This window comes from Amycolatopsis sp. NPDC004368, assembly GCF_053602515.1.
Map to the genome: position 1 here is coordinate 80,596 of NZ_JBSGDT010000022.1, position 13,127 is coordinate 93,722.

The window sequence follows — 13,127 nt, forward strand, 5'->3', positions numbered from 1 at the left end:
CCCATCGCACTTTCTTTTCCGCCGGAGGCGGCAACCCCTCGGCTACTTGCGAAGGCCGAACAAGCCGCCTAACGGCGGAAAAGAACGGAGTTGGCACCCCGATTTTCCGATCGTTCCACGGTTCTTGAGTTGCGTCAAGGATGGAAAGACTCCTTGACACAACTCAAGAACCGCAGAGGAGTAAAAGAATCGGGGGGCCGGCCGGGGGAATGGGTGGAAGAACTCGATGGCAAGCTACGGACTCGGGGTGGTTCGCTCTCTCCGGTTTGATGAGGGCAAAGGCACGGTGCCTCAACAGAGGGGTTGGGTCGGTTCGCTCGCTGCCGTTGAATACAGACAAGAGCACGGCGCCTCAGCAAGCGGGCTGGGTCGGTTCGCTCGCTGCCGTTGAATACGGGCAAAAACCCGCACCTCAAACCGAACCTGGCCCACGCCACACCCCTCGTCACACAAGAACAAGAGCCGAGGCCCTGATACCACCGGTCACCGCCGCCAAGCTAGCGTGCCAGGCATGGAGATCGATCTGACATCCCGCGGAGATGACTTCCGAACGTTCTGGACCGAGCGCCGCCTGGCCTCCCTCACCACCGTTCGGCCGGATGGCACACCCCACGTCGTGGCGGTAGGCGTCACGGTCGACTTCGAGGCCGGGATCGCGCGGGTGATCACGTTCTCCGACTCCCACAAAGCGCGCCTGACCAAGGCGGCCGGCGAAGAAGGTGTCGCCGCGGCGGTGTGCCAGTTGGAAGGCCCCCGTTGGTCCACCCTCGAGGGCCGCATGGTCCTGCGAGACAACGCCGAGTCCATCAAGGATGCAGAGAACCGTTACGCGGCCCGATACCGCCAGCCGAAGCCGAATCCGAAGCGGGTGGTGCTCGAGATCCGGATCACGCGGGTCATCGGCAACGCCTAGCGTGCACCAGCCACGTGTACTCCGCGATCAGCTCCGCCAGATCACCATTCTCGCCGGCGGCGGCCAGTTGCTGGTGCCCCACCAGCATCGCCAGGCCCAGGGCGGTGAGGGTGCGCGCAAGCGCCGCATCCCCCACCAGATCCTTGACCGCACGGCCCACCGTCTTCAGACGCGCGGCGTCGACGCGTTTCTGGGCGGCGCGCACGGACTCGTCGTTGGCGGCCCAGGCGCGGATCGCGGCTTCGGCCTTGTGCGGCAGGCCCAGGGTGAGGTCCATGAGCGCCGCAAAGTCCGTGGTGGGGTCGGAGGTGCCGAAGTCGCCGGCGGCGAGGATCAGCACCTGGCGGTTTTCCCAGAAGGCGAGCAACTCGTCCACGAACGTGGCCCAGCCGCCGAAGTGGTGGTAGAACGAGCCGCTGGTCACGCCCAAATCCCTGCAGAGGCGGCCGACGTTGAGGCCGGCGAAGCCGTCGGCCGCGAGGACGTCCAGGGCGGCGGCGAAGTAGCGCTCCCGAGTGACGGCGGCCATCAGACGTTGCGGTCCCGGTCCCGCCAGTAGGGCTCGCGCAGGGAACGCTTCAGGATCTTGCCGGTGGCGTTGCGGGGCAGGGCCTCGAGCACGTCGACGCTGCCCGGGCACTTGAAGTGGGCCAAGCGTTCGCGGCAGAACTCCATGAGCTTGTCGACGTCGAGGACCTCGCCGGGCACCGGTGCGATGACCGCTTTCACCTGCTCGCCCCACTTCTCGTCGGGGACGCCGATCACGGCGACCTCCGCGACGCCCGGGAACTCGGCTACCACGCGCTCCACCTCGGGCGAATACACGTTCTCGCCGCCGGTGATGATCATGTCCTTCACGCGGTCCTCCAGGAACACGAAGCCGCCGTCGTCGAGGTGGCCGATGTCGCCCGTGCGGACCCAGCCGTCGATGATCGTCTCGGCCGTCGCTTCGGGTTTGCCGAGGTAGCCGGACATGCGCTGGTCGGTGCGGATCCAAAGTTCACCCGAATCCGACCCGGACGGCACGTCCACCGAGGTGGCCGGGTCCACGATCCGCACCTCGACCCCGGGCACCGGCGTCCCGGCCGAAGCGAGGCGCTCCGGGTGTGAAGCGTCGCGGTGGGCGGGACCATCCAACGTTGTCACCGCGCCGGAAAGCTCGGTCATGCCGTAGACCTGCACGAACTCCATGTCCGGCCAGGCCGCCAAAGCCGTGCGCAGCAACGGAAGCGGCATCGGCGAAGCGCCGTACCCGAGGTACTTCAACCGCGACAAAGCGGCGATCGCCTGCTCCCCCGCCTGCACGATCGCGGCGACCACCGCGGGCACGAGGAACGCGTGCGTCGCGCCCGCGGCCAGGGCGCCGAAGAGCGACGCGGCGTCCGGCTCACGGGTCATGATCGTCGGCCGGCCGGTCAGGAAACCCAGGATCGCGTAACAAGTGCCGCCGACGTGGAACAGCGGCATCGCCACCAGGTTCACGTCGTCGGGACCCATCGGGAACGACGTGCCGACCGCAATCCCGTGCGTGAGCACACTGCGGTGCGTCAACACCGCGCCCTTGGGAAATCCCGTGGTACCACTGGTGTACATCACCAGCACGCCTTCGTCCTCGGTCACCGCCGGGAACTCCACAGTGGACGGATCGCCGCGGTCGACCAGCGCCTCGAACGCGTCGGGCACGGCCACGAACTCCCGCACCGCCGGCAGCCGGTCGCGGAGTCCCTCCAGCGCCGGCAGCAGTTCCTCGCCCACGAACACGATCCCCGCGCCGGAGTCGGCCAGGACGTAGGCGAGCTCGTCGGGCGAGAGCCGCCAGTTCACGATCGCGTTGGCCGCGCCCAGGGCCGCCGCCGCGAAGGTCACCTCGACGCAGGCCGGGTGGTTCTTGTCCACGAACGCCACGCGGTCACCGCGGCCGACGCCCGAAGCGGCCAGGGCTGCCGACAGCCGGCGCACGCGGTCGTCGAACTCGGACCAGGTGCGGGTGACGCCTCCGAAGGTCAGCGCCGGCTGATCGCCGCGCTCGCGAGCCCAGTGTTCGAGCACGTCCCCGAGCAGACGGAACGCAGGTCGGTCAGCCATGACACGGCTCCCTTCGCCGGGCACCATAGAGTGCTCTATGGTGCGTTGCCGCGGCACCGCCGTCAACACCCCGACCAGAGGAAACTCACGCGAACAGCGCCAGGACCCCTTCGGCGCTGCGCACCACCACGTGCGCTGCCGCGCGTTCGGCCGGCGGGCGGTCCTGGCGTTCGGCTTCGTGACGCCAGCGCAGCACGGCGTTGGCGCCGGCCGCGTAGACCTCGCGCGGGTCGGCCTCGAAGTCCAGGCCCAGACGCTCTTCCGGGGTCGTGCCCTGGGCGCCGAGCAGGCGCACGGCCTCGTCGGCGGGCTCGCCGGACAGCGCGGTGCGCCCGCCGCGGATGTCGGCGATCAAGCGCAGCTCGGTGAAATCGTGCGCCGTCGCCGCGAAGCGCTCCACGCGTGCCTCCAGCCGGTCGCTGTGCGGGCGTGGTTCGCTCTGCAGCACGGTTTCCAGCCGCACCACGGCCGTGCGGGCCTTGAGCGCCTCCGCCCGCGCCGCGAAACACCCGGCGACGGTGTCGCGCAGCTCCCCCAGCCCGCTGCGCCGCACGAGCTCCGAGGACAGCTTCACGCGGCTGTCGCTGCCCGTGCGGATCAACGTCAGCGCCAGCTTCACCCCGAACAACCCGAACCGCGACACCAGCGAACGCCGCGTGTCCACCGAAACCGGCCCGGGGAACGCCGGATCGGTGAACGCGTCCACGCTCAGCAGGTAGCGCTCCAGCTCCTCACGCGGCACAGCGGCGAACGCGGCCAGCAGCTCGAACTCGTCGTCGGTGAACGCGCGGGCGCCGTACGCGAGCTGCGCCGCCACCGCGATCACGCCCTGCGCGCCGCTGCACAACGGGTCCTCCCGCCACGCCCGACGGGCCAGCTGCTTCGCGGTGAGCAGGGCGTCGATGCGCCCCGCGCCCGTCTCGTCGGCACGCGCGAGCACCAGCACCGTGTCCACGGCCGTCTGCCGCGCGAACGCCGAGCGCGCGGCAGAGTGCGCGCCCGCCAGCTCGTCAGGCTCGAGGTGGCGCAGCAGCCGCACGGTCGCGTCGGTCAGCACCGAGGGACCCGGATCGTCGACGAGCGCCAGGTCCCGCAACGACCGCGTGTCGCCGAGCGCCGCCGCGAGCGTGGACTTGCCCGTGCCCGGCGCGCCGCTGATGCCGACGCGCAGCGGCTCGTCGAGGTGGTCCAGTGCTTCACGCAGCAACGCAGCCGCGCGCGGGCTGTCGCGGTAGAGCGCGTTGGCTTCGGCCAGCAGGCCGCGCACGTCCTCGGTCACGCCGGCAGCTCCCTCGGCGCGCGGCCCGCGAGCACTCCCAGCTCGCCGGCGCGCTGGTGCAACGCGGCGAGCCGCTCGATCTCCCGGCGCAGCTTCACCATCCGGCGCTCGCGCTCGGCCGAGCCGGCGATGATCGTCTCGCGTTCGCGGGCGAGCTGGTCGGCCAGCTCCTCGGCCAGCCCGGTGAAGTGGTCACGCAGTTTCCGCTGCACGCCGCGGATCGCGTCGCGGCATTCCTTCGAGAACCGCAGGAACACGTCGTCGACGTGGCGCTGCGCGGTCATCTTCGCCACGGCTTGGCGGCGCTGCAGCCGCATGCCGCCCTCGTCGGCGATCGTCTTCGCCGCGAACGCCGCGCCGGCGCCGAGCGAAACGGGGTTGATCAGCGGCAGCCCGGCGAGGCTCGTGACGAGCCCGAACATCAGCACACCACCGTAGGACCCGCGCAGGCCCGTGAACAGCTTCTGCCCGATCTTGAACCCCTCGATGCGCGGCTGCCGGACGTCGGCGATCAGCTCGGCCCCCGACTCGCCGAGCCGAAGGTCGTCCAGGTCGTACTGCGCGCCGAACGCCGCGGCCACCGCCTGCGCGATCCACTCCGCACGGTCGGCGGTGAAGGTGTAGTTGGTCTCCACGGCCTCGGCGAGCGTCCGGTCGAGCCACGGCCCGAACTCGCCCCACACCTTCACCGGGTCGCCCTTGTCGAAGGTCTCGTCGATCGTCTCGACGATCTTGCGCGTGCGTTCACGCAGGTCGTACTCGGCGTCGGACTGCAGGTCGGCGATCTCGTCGGCGAGCAGGTTCTGCCAGCGGGTGTTGCGCTTGCGCAGCTCGTCGGCCTTGCGCTGCGCGCGGTGCAGCAACGTCGTCTGGTCCACGCCCGCGTCCTGCCCGGCGATCTCGGCGCGGGCCCGCAGCGTCTCCACGAGCTCGGCGGCCGCGGCCCGGACGCTCAGCGCCGCCAGCACCGCGCTCGTGTGCTCGGGCGAGCGCGCGGCCTGCTCCGCGATCCACGACAGCAGCTGCGGGAAACCCGAGCGCGAGTTGAGGTCCTGGTCCCCCGCCTTCGCCGCGGCCATGCGCACGGTGGCCGACACGGGCAGCACGGGCGCGTCGATGCCGGCTTCGGACAACAGCGTGCGGTCGCGTTCGGCGACGGCGCGCCAGCTCGGGCAGACGTCGATCTTCGTCAGCGCGACGACGACGTGGGGGCACCACGTGCGCACGTGGTGGGCGAGCGCGACCTCGGCGGCGCCGAGCGGGGTCGTGGCGTCGGAGACGAGCACCACGGCGTCGGCTTCGGCCAGCACGTCGAGGGCGGCGGCGGTGCGCGGCGACCGTGGATCGCCGATCGCGGGGGTGTCGACGAGCACGAGGCCCGACGACAGCAGTTCACGCGGCACGCCGACTTCCACGCGGCGCAGTGAACCGGAGGGGCGCGTGCCGAGCTCTCCGGTGAGCTTCTCGACCGGAACGGGCACGCGTTCGTTGCCGCGGCCCACGAGCGTGGCGGTGGGTTCGGCGGAGTAGCCGATCTCCACGGGCACGGCGGGCGTCGCGGCGTCGCCGACGGCGCAGACAGGTGCGTTGAGCACGGCGTTGACCAGGTAGCCCTTGCCCTGCTTGGGAAATCCCAGCACGGCGACGCGGGTCGCGCCCGGTGGCCGGTCGCGGCGCCGGCGCAGGCGCTGCACCAGGTCTTCGCGGCCGTGCGACCGGCAGGCGTCCAAGGTCTCGTCGAGCACTTCGAGCCAAGCGGGAGCGGTCACGTCGAAGGAGTGTCCCCCGTTCACGAGGAGTGAGCGAACCGGGTGGGCGCTCCACGGTCGCACCCAGACCGTGGAGCCCCTTCCGAAAAGCCGCAGACCTACAGGTGCAGGTCCAGACCGCCGCCGCCGTGGCTGGTCTCGACGCCGGCCTGGAGGTCGATGCCCAGCGTGTGCTGGCCCAGGTCCGTGACGGTGGAGACGGTGTCGTGCACGGCGCCGAGGCCGGCGTCGGTGCCCGTGTGCGCGTCGGTGCCGGTGTGGGTGTCGGCGCGGTCGCCGCCCAGGTCCGGAACGACCGAGTGCGTGAGGCCCTGCACCTCGTGGGTCACGCCGCCGACGGCGTGGTCCAGGCCGCCGAGGCCGTGGGTGAGGTTGCCGACCTGGTCGGTGACGGAGCCCGCGAGGTCGCTGACGTGCCCCTCGACGCCGCCGGCGGTCTGGGCGAGGTTGTTCGTGAGGCCACCCACGGGGGCCATGGCGCCACCGGCGACCGGCAGGTCGCTCACGTGCAGCGGCGCGGAGCCGTCGACGGCACCGGTCACCTGGCCGGCGACGTCCTGGACCTGCGCGACGGCGCCGCTGACGGCACCGGCGTCGAGGCCGCCGGAGAGGTCGTTGACCAGGCCGAAGGCGCTGGTCGGGTCCTGCGCGAGGGCGGTGACGCCCGCGGCGGTGTTCTGCAGGTCGGTCACGCCGGACAGCGTGCCGACGGCGGGCAGCTCGCCCACGACCGGGAGGTCGCCCACGGCGGGCAGCTCGCCGACGGCCGGCAGCGCCGGCAGACCCGGGACGGCCGGGAGGGTCGGGACCGAGAGGCCGTCGACGCCGGGCAGGCCGAGCGACGAGGTGAGCGCCTGCAGCTGCTCGATGGCGCCCGCGGGGCCGTCGGCGAGGACACCGGTGAGGTCGCCGGCCTGCGGGAGGGTGGGGAGCGCGCCCAGGTCGTCGACCGGGATGTAGTCGAGCACCAGCGGCATGACCTCGTGCACATCGGCGGCGCTGATGTCGCCGAGCCCGGCGGCCTGCAGGGCGGCCTGCGGGTCCTGGGCGAAGGCGGCCAGCGACATCGGGTCGCTGAGCAGGTTGAGCGTGAAGTCGTGCAGGGTCTGCACCGGGTCCATGTGGGGATCTCCAGAGGTGTTGAACTACGGGGGATGGCCCGGCCGTCCCCGGCCAGGTTGCCGATGACGGTAGAGACGGGGCTCGTTGACCACATCGGGGTTCACTCCCAGTTGTCGGGCGTTGCACCGTTAGGGGGTCGACTGCTCCCCGTTAGGGAGCACGGGTGACGCATCGGCGCACCAATGGGGGTCAAACCGACATTCGCTTGTCGTGGGTGACCCGAACGCGTGAGGATGATCGGGGGCTCGGGGGTCGGCAGCGTGACCCCCGAAACGGTGCCTCGAAACCGGCCCCGCACCCCTGTTCACATCGGCGTTCACTAACAGTCGCAGCTCGCTCAGCCGTTAGGGGGTCGATATGAGATCGTTAGGGAGTTACGGGCTCATCCGTTCGGGGCTCGGTTGGGTAAATCCCACCCGCGCTTGCCCGGATGACCCGAACGGGTGAGGATGGCGTACCCCTAGGGGGGTGGATTGCTCTCCTTGGCCCGTCCCGGTGCAACGAAGGGAGGAAGCGGCGTTGCCCTATGTGCTCGGTGTCGATGTCGCCCACGCCCGGACCCACGCCGCCACCCGCCGCCGGCAAGGCGACGGCTGGGGCGCGCCCGAACCGCTGTGGCTCGGCGAGAGCTCGCCGGCCGCGGCGACGGCGTTGTTCCTGGACGACGAGGGTTATCTGCTCACCGGCGACGCCGCGGCGCGCGCCGGAACGAGCGTTCCGTCTCGCTTGCTGACCGGGTTCCACCGCCGCATCGGCGACGACGTCCCGGTGTTCGTCGGGGGCGAGCGGTTCTCCCCGGAGTCACTCACCTCAGTCCTCGTCGAGGGCATCGCGGAACACGCGGGCACCCAACTGGGCGGCGCGCCGCGGCACCTCGTCGTCACCCACCCCGGTGACTGGGGCGACTACCGGCGTGACCTTCTGCGACGAGCCCTGAACGATTCCGGTTTCGCCGCCGTGACTTTGGTGCCCAGCGCGATCGGCGCACTTTATGCCCATTTGCCCGATCCCGCGCCCGGTGACAGCACAGCCGCCGTGTGCGAGTTCGGGCCCGACGGCGTCACGGTCACGCTCGCCACGGCGTCCGGCGCGGGGGGCTGGGTGGCGCGCACGAGCACCGAGGGCGTGGCGCCCGCGGCGGCCGTGAGCACGGCTTTCGCGCTGGCGCACGGGATCTCGGTGCTGCCGGACGCGTTGGCGGGCATCGTGTTCTGCGGCGAGCCCGGGCCGGGTGTGCTGCCGGGCCGGCTGCCGTGCCCCGTGTTCACCTCGCCCCAGCCCCCGCTCACCGCGGCGTTCGGGGCCAGTAGCCTTGCCGCCCAACGGATGAGCCCACCCACCCGGCGGGCGCAGCCGGCCGCGGCCGCGGAGACGACCCTGCTCCCCCGCGTCGAAACGGCACCCGAACTCACCGAACGACCGGCTCCGCCCCCGGTGGAGATCACGCCGTTCGAACTGCCCCCGCCCGAAGGTGCCGCGAAACTGCTGCGCCGCTGGCGGCCGCTCGCCGCGGCCGCCGCGGTGCTGGCGATCGGGTCCTCGGTCCTGATCGCCGCTCTCTCCTCCCACGAAGCCACGGCGGACAAGGGAACCGCCCCGGCCCACCCCGCGTCCCTCACGTCATGCGCCCACCCGGGCGCGGCCCCCACCGGTGAAGGTCACTGTTGAACGCACTGCTGGCGAAAACCGGCACCGACGCCGTCCACCCCGTTGCCCGACTGCTCCTCGCGGAGCTGGCGGCTGCCACCACGACGCCCGCGCGGCTCGTGGTCGTCGCGCCCGGCGGCTACGGCAAGACCACCCTCCTCGGCGCCCTCGAGTCGGGCTGCCGCGCGGCCGGCGTCGACGCGACGCTCGTCGACGACGCCGACCAGCTCGGCGAGGAGGACGTGGCGAGACTGACGGCGCTCGCGGGACCGGTCGTGCTGGCGCACCGCCCGAACCCGCGATCGGTGGCGTTGCGCGCGCTGGCCGAGCCGTTCGCCAGGCAGGTGGTGCTGCCCACGCTGAGCGCCGACGAGGTCGGTGCGCTCGCGCGGCAGCTCACGGGCCGGCTCGTCGACGGCGCGGCCGCCGCCGCGTTGCACTCCCGCACCGGCGGCGTGCCGCGGCTGGTGGAACGCGCGGTGACCGGGCAGCTCGGCGACTTCCGCGCCGAACTGGCCGAGCTCGACGACGAAGTGCTGCGCTACCTGATCGCCGCCGAAGCCGGCGCGGGCCGCAACCTGGACCTGCTGTGCGCCTTGCTCGACCTCACGCCCGACCGCCTGCCCGAGGTCGTCGACGGCGCCCGCGCGACGGGCCTGCTCGACGCCAACGACGAACTGCTGCCGGTCGCGGCCGAGGCCGTGCGGACGTACGGCCCGCCGGCCCGCCGGCTGACGGTGCTGCAGCGGCTCGTGGAAATCCAGTTGCGGGGCGGCTTGCCCGTGCTGGAGCTCGCGAAGTCGTTGCTGGACACGGGAAGCTCCGGGGCCAGCGCCGCCGCGGCATTCGCGGCGGCCGCCGGCGAGGCCCTGCCCGGCGACGCGAAACTCGCGGCGCGGCTCTTCGAGGCCGCCGCGGACGCCGGCGCCCGCGACACGGCCGTGACCACGGGCTGGGCCCGCGCGGCCGCGTTGTCCGGCGACCTGGACACCGCCCTGCGCCTCGGCGACGGCATGCTCAGCGGCGACGACCCCGAGGCGCGCGCCGCGGGTGCGGAGATCGCCGCGACGGTTCTGGCGCACCGCGGGGAGCTGGCGCGCAGCGCGGAGCTGTACCGCTGGGCCGCGGCAGCGGACGCTTGCGCGCCGAGCGGCGGTTCGGGGTTCGGCGGGGCGGCTGGCTTCGGCGGTGCCGGACACGGTGGCGCTGGGCTCGGTGGACCGGCTGCGCACGGCCACACCGGACAGGGCGGTGCCGGATTCGGCGGACCGGCTGTGCATGGCAACGCCGATCACAGCGGCGCCGCATTCGGTGAACCGACCACACAAGGCAACACCGGACAAGGCAACCTCGGATACAGCGGACCAGCCGCGCACGGCCACGCCGGACACAGCGGCGCGGGATACGGCGGACCGGCCACGCACGCCGGTACCGAATACGGCAATGCAGGACGGGGCGGCACCGGATTCGGTGACACGACCGCGCACACCGGCGGACCGAGCGGCGCCGCGCTCGGCGAGCCTGCGCTGGGTGGAGCCGCCTTCGGTGGTGGTGAGCCCGGGGCGGACGTGGGCGCGCCGGCGTGGGCCGCGGGGCGGCCGGGGACCGGTCACAACGCACCGGGGCCCGGGGAGCCGTGGTCGGTGTGGGCCGGGGTGCGGGTGCCGGAGGTGTACCGGTGGGCGGGGCGGGGTGCGGCGAACTCGTTCGCCGCCATCGCGCTCGCCGGGTCCGGGCAGTTGGCCGCGGCGCGCGACCTGGTGGAGGCGCCGGTGCCCGGGGTGGCGCCGACGTTGTTCGCGGGGGCCGTGGCGCGGACGGCGGGCGGGATCGTCGGCTCGGTGAGCGGGCAGGGCGCCGACACGCTCTCGGCGCTCGTCGGGGCGGCGGCGATGCTCGAACCCGCCGCGACGGGTGCGCCGCTGCCGGACAGCCCGGCCGCGCTGGCCGCGCTCGTCGGGTTGCACTCGGGTGAGCTGGGGCTCGCGGAGTCGGTGCTGGACCGCGCCCTGGCCAGCGACGTCGGCGGCGATCTGCTCACCGCGCGCCACCGCCTGTTGCTCGGCTGGGTCGCCATGACCAGCGGCCACCTCACGGCCGCCGCCGAGCAGCGTGACGCCGTGGCGGGCACGCGGCTGGAGCCCCGTGACGAGCTGTTCTTCGCCACGCTCGAGCTTGGTCTCGCCCGCCGCGCCAGCGATCTGGTGGGGCTGCAGCAGTCGTGGGACCGCGCGTACCAGGCGTCGATGCGCCAGCAGACCGACCTGTTCACCCTGCTGCCGCTCGGCGAGCTGGCCATCGCCGCCGCCCGCACCGGCGCGCACGCGAAGCTCGCGCCCCAACTGCGCCACGCCCACGCCCTGCTCCGCGACCTCGGCAACCCTCCACTGTGGACGGTGTCGTTGACCTGGCACGAACTGCACGCGGCCATCACCGTCGAGGACCTCGACACCGCCGCCCACCAGCTGGCGACCCTCACGAGCTTCGCCGGCCACGGCCGCTACCCCGCCGCCCTCGCACGTGCCGCCACGTCCTGGCTCGCCGTGCTCGGCGGCAGCTTCGACCACGACGAGATCTCCGCGGCCGCCGCCGAGCTCCACGAGCTCGACCTCTGCTGGGACGCCGCGCGCCTGGCCGGCCAGGCCGCGATCCGCACGTCCGACCGCAAAGCCATGGTCCAGCTCCTCGAAGCCGCGCGCCAGTTCCAGGCCGGCACCGGCCGCCGCGAATCCGCCACGCCGGAACCCGGCGCGTCCCCCGGTCTGAGCACGCTGAGCGAACGCGAGCTCGAAGTCGCCCGCCTCGTGGTCGACGGCCTCACCTACAAGCAAGCCGGCAGCGAGCTGTTCATCTCGGGCAAGACGGTGGAGCACCACATGGCCCGCATCCGAGCCAAGCTGGGCGCGTCGGACCGCCGCGAACTGCTGGCCACGCTGCGGGATCTGCTGGCGAAGCCCGACCTGTCCTGACAGGACTGACAGGACTGACAGGACTCAGTCGCGGCTCGGGCCGAAGCGTTCCGTTTTGATCGAATGGGGCGAATGCCCCAAAGCCAGCAAGATGTCCGCCACCGTTTCGACAAACCCGGTGGGCCCGCAGACGAACGCGGTGGGCCCGAAGTCCGCCGGCCAGCTCGCCGTGTTCAGCGTGGCCACGCTGAGCCGGCGCGGGATGCCCGGGGCACCTTCCGGGAGCTCGCGGGTGTAGACGTAGGTGACGTCGAGCCCCGCGTACGGCTTGCGCAGCTCGTCGGCGTAGTACACGTCCGCCGGCGTGCGCACGGAGTACACGAGCCGGAACAGCGCGCGGCTCCCGGCAGCGCGCCGGGCACGGATCATCGCCATCAGTGGCACCACGCCGGCCCCACCCGCGACGAGCAGCACCGGCGCGGGGTCCGTGGGACGCCAGACGAACCAGCCGCCGATCGGGCCGCGGATCTCGACGGGGTCGCCGACGGCGTACGGGCCCGTCAGGTGTTCCGAGACCTCACCGCCGGGGACGCGCTGGACCGTGAGCTCCACGCGGTCACCGTCGGACGGCGCGGCGAGCGAGTAGCTGCGCTGGGCGGTGTAGCCGTCGGCCGCGGTGAGGCGGACGTCGACGTGCTGGCCCGCCAGGTGGCCGGGCCAGCCGGGGACGTCGAACACGAGCGTGCGCGACGTCGCCGTTTCCTGGCGGATCTCCGCGAGGTGCGCGACGCGCCAAGCTAGTCGCCCTGATACCGCTGTTCCCGCCATGGGTCTCCGTAGTCGTGGTAGCCGGAGGCCTCCCAGAAGCCCGGCTCGTCCTTCGTGGTCAGTTCCAGCCCGCGCACCCACTTCGCCGACTTCCAGAAGTACAGGTGCGGCACCACCAGCCGCGCGGGGCCGCCGTGTTCGGGCGTGAGGGGTTTGCCGTTGTACTCGTACGCGATCCACGCCTGCCCATCGAGCAGGTCGGCCAGCGGCAGGTTGGTCGTGTAGCCGCCGTAGGAGTGCACGAGCACGTAGTCGGCCATCGTGTCGAGGGCGCCGATCAGCGTGTCCACGGGCACGCCGCGCCAGCGGGTGTCGAGTTTGGACCACTGCGTGACGCAGTGGATGTCCACGGTGAACTTCTCGCTCGGCAGCGAAGTCAGCTCACGGAACGACCACGCGCGCTTCTCGCCCGTCTCCGTGGTGACGGTGAACTCCCACTTGTCCAGGTGCACGCGCTGCGTGGGCCCGGCGGACAACACGGGGAAGTCCTCCGTGAGGTACTGCCCGGGTGGCAGCCGCGGGTTGCCCCCACGGGCGCGACCGGTGAACCCCGGCGTGATGACACCCATCGCGGA

The 13,127-nt window shown here is 72.4% G+C and carries 10 protein-coding genes; 3 read left to right on the forward strand and 7 right to left on the reverse strand.

Annotated features, from left to right (window positions below):
- Positions 1 to 511 precede the first annotated feature (511 nt).
- A complete protein-coding gene (locus ACWEOE_RS27320; RefSeq protein WP_452013962.1) occupies positions 512 to 913 on the forward strand; it encodes a pyridoxamine 5'-phosphate oxidase family protein in 402 nt (133 codons plus the stop codon).
- Here the strand turns inward: ACWEOE_RS27320 and ACWEOE_RS27325 are convergent.
- The 5 genes from ACWEOE_RS27325 to ACWEOE_RS27345 form a co-directional block, all read right to left on the reverse strand.
- Positions 897 to 1,442: a TetR/AcrR family transcriptional regulator gene (locus tag ACWEOE_RS27325; RefSeq protein WP_452013964.1), complete on the reverse strand. Its 546-nt coding sequence runs from the start codon at positions 1,440 to 1,442 to the stop codon at positions 897 to 899. The genes ACWEOE_RS27320 and ACWEOE_RS27325 overlap by 17 nt on opposite strands.
- Complete coding sequence (locus ACWEOE_RS27330; protein ID WP_452013966.1) at positions 1,442 to 2,998, reverse strand: long-chain-fatty-acid--CoA ligase; 1,557 nt, start codon at positions 2,996 to 2,998, stop codon at positions 1,442 to 1,444. The genes ACWEOE_RS27325 and ACWEOE_RS27330 overlap by 1 nt, the downstream gene beginning before the upstream one ends.
- 85 nt (positions 2,999 to 3,083) lie before the next feature.
- Entirely contained in the window at positions 3,084 to 4,277 is a 1,194-nt protein-coding gene (locus tag ACWEOE_RS27335) for a GTPase (RefSeq protein WP_452013968.1), read from the reverse strand.
- The gene (locus tag ACWEOE_RS27340) at positions 4,274 to 6,046 is read right to left on the reverse strand and encodes a dynamin family protein (protein ID WP_452013970.1); all 1,773 of its coding nucleotides are present in this window, start codon (positions 6,044 to 6,046) and stop codon (positions 4,274 to 4,276) included. The genes ACWEOE_RS27335 and ACWEOE_RS27340 overlap by 4 nt, the downstream gene beginning before the upstream one ends.
- Positions 6,047 to 6,144: 98 nt before the next feature.
- Positions 6,145 to 7,167 carry an IniB N-terminal domain-containing protein gene (locus tag ACWEOE_RS27345; RefSeq protein WP_452013972.1) on the reverse strand — a complete coding sequence of 341 codons (1,023 nt, stop codon included), beginning with the start codon at positions 7,165 to 7,167 and terminating at the stop codon, positions 6,145 to 6,147.
- Positions 7,168 to 7,687: 520 nt separating this feature from the next.
- Here ACWEOE_RS27345 and ACWEOE_RS27350 point away from each other — a divergent pair.
- Together ACWEOE_RS27350 and ACWEOE_RS27355 are read left to right on the forward strand one after the other, a co-directional pair.
- Positions 7,688 to 8,836 carry a molecular chaperone DnaK gene (locus ACWEOE_RS27350; protein ID WP_452013974.1) on the forward strand — a complete coding sequence of 383 codons (1,149 nt, stop codon included), beginning with the start codon at positions 7,688 to 7,690 and terminating at the stop codon, positions 8,834 to 8,836.
- Positions 8,833 to 11,784: a LuxR C-terminal-related transcriptional regulator gene (locus tag ACWEOE_RS27355; protein ID WP_452013976.1), complete on the forward strand. Its 2,952-nt coding sequence runs from the start codon at positions 8,833 to 8,835 to the stop codon at positions 11,782 to 11,784. The genes ACWEOE_RS27350 and ACWEOE_RS27355 overlap by 4 nt, the downstream gene beginning before the upstream one ends.
- A 24-nt stretch (positions 11,785 to 11,808) precedes the next feature.
- Here the strand turns inward: ACWEOE_RS27355 and ACWEOE_RS27360 are convergent, their stop codons facing one another.
- Positions 11,809 to 12,552: a ferredoxin reductase gene (locus tag ACWEOE_RS27360; protein WP_452013978.1), complete on the reverse strand. Its 744-nt coding sequence runs from the start codon at positions 12,550 to 12,552 to the stop codon at positions 11,809 to 11,811.
- Positions 12,522 to 13,121 (reverse strand): sulfite oxidase-like oxidoreductase, encoded by a 600-nt coding sequence (locus ACWEOE_RS27365; RefSeq protein WP_452013980.1) that lies wholly within the window; start codon positions 13,119 to 13,121, stop codon positions 12,522 to 12,524. The genes ACWEOE_RS27360 and ACWEOE_RS27365 overlap by 31 nt, the downstream gene beginning before the upstream one ends.
- Positions 13,122 to 13,127 lie beyond the last annotated feature (6 nt).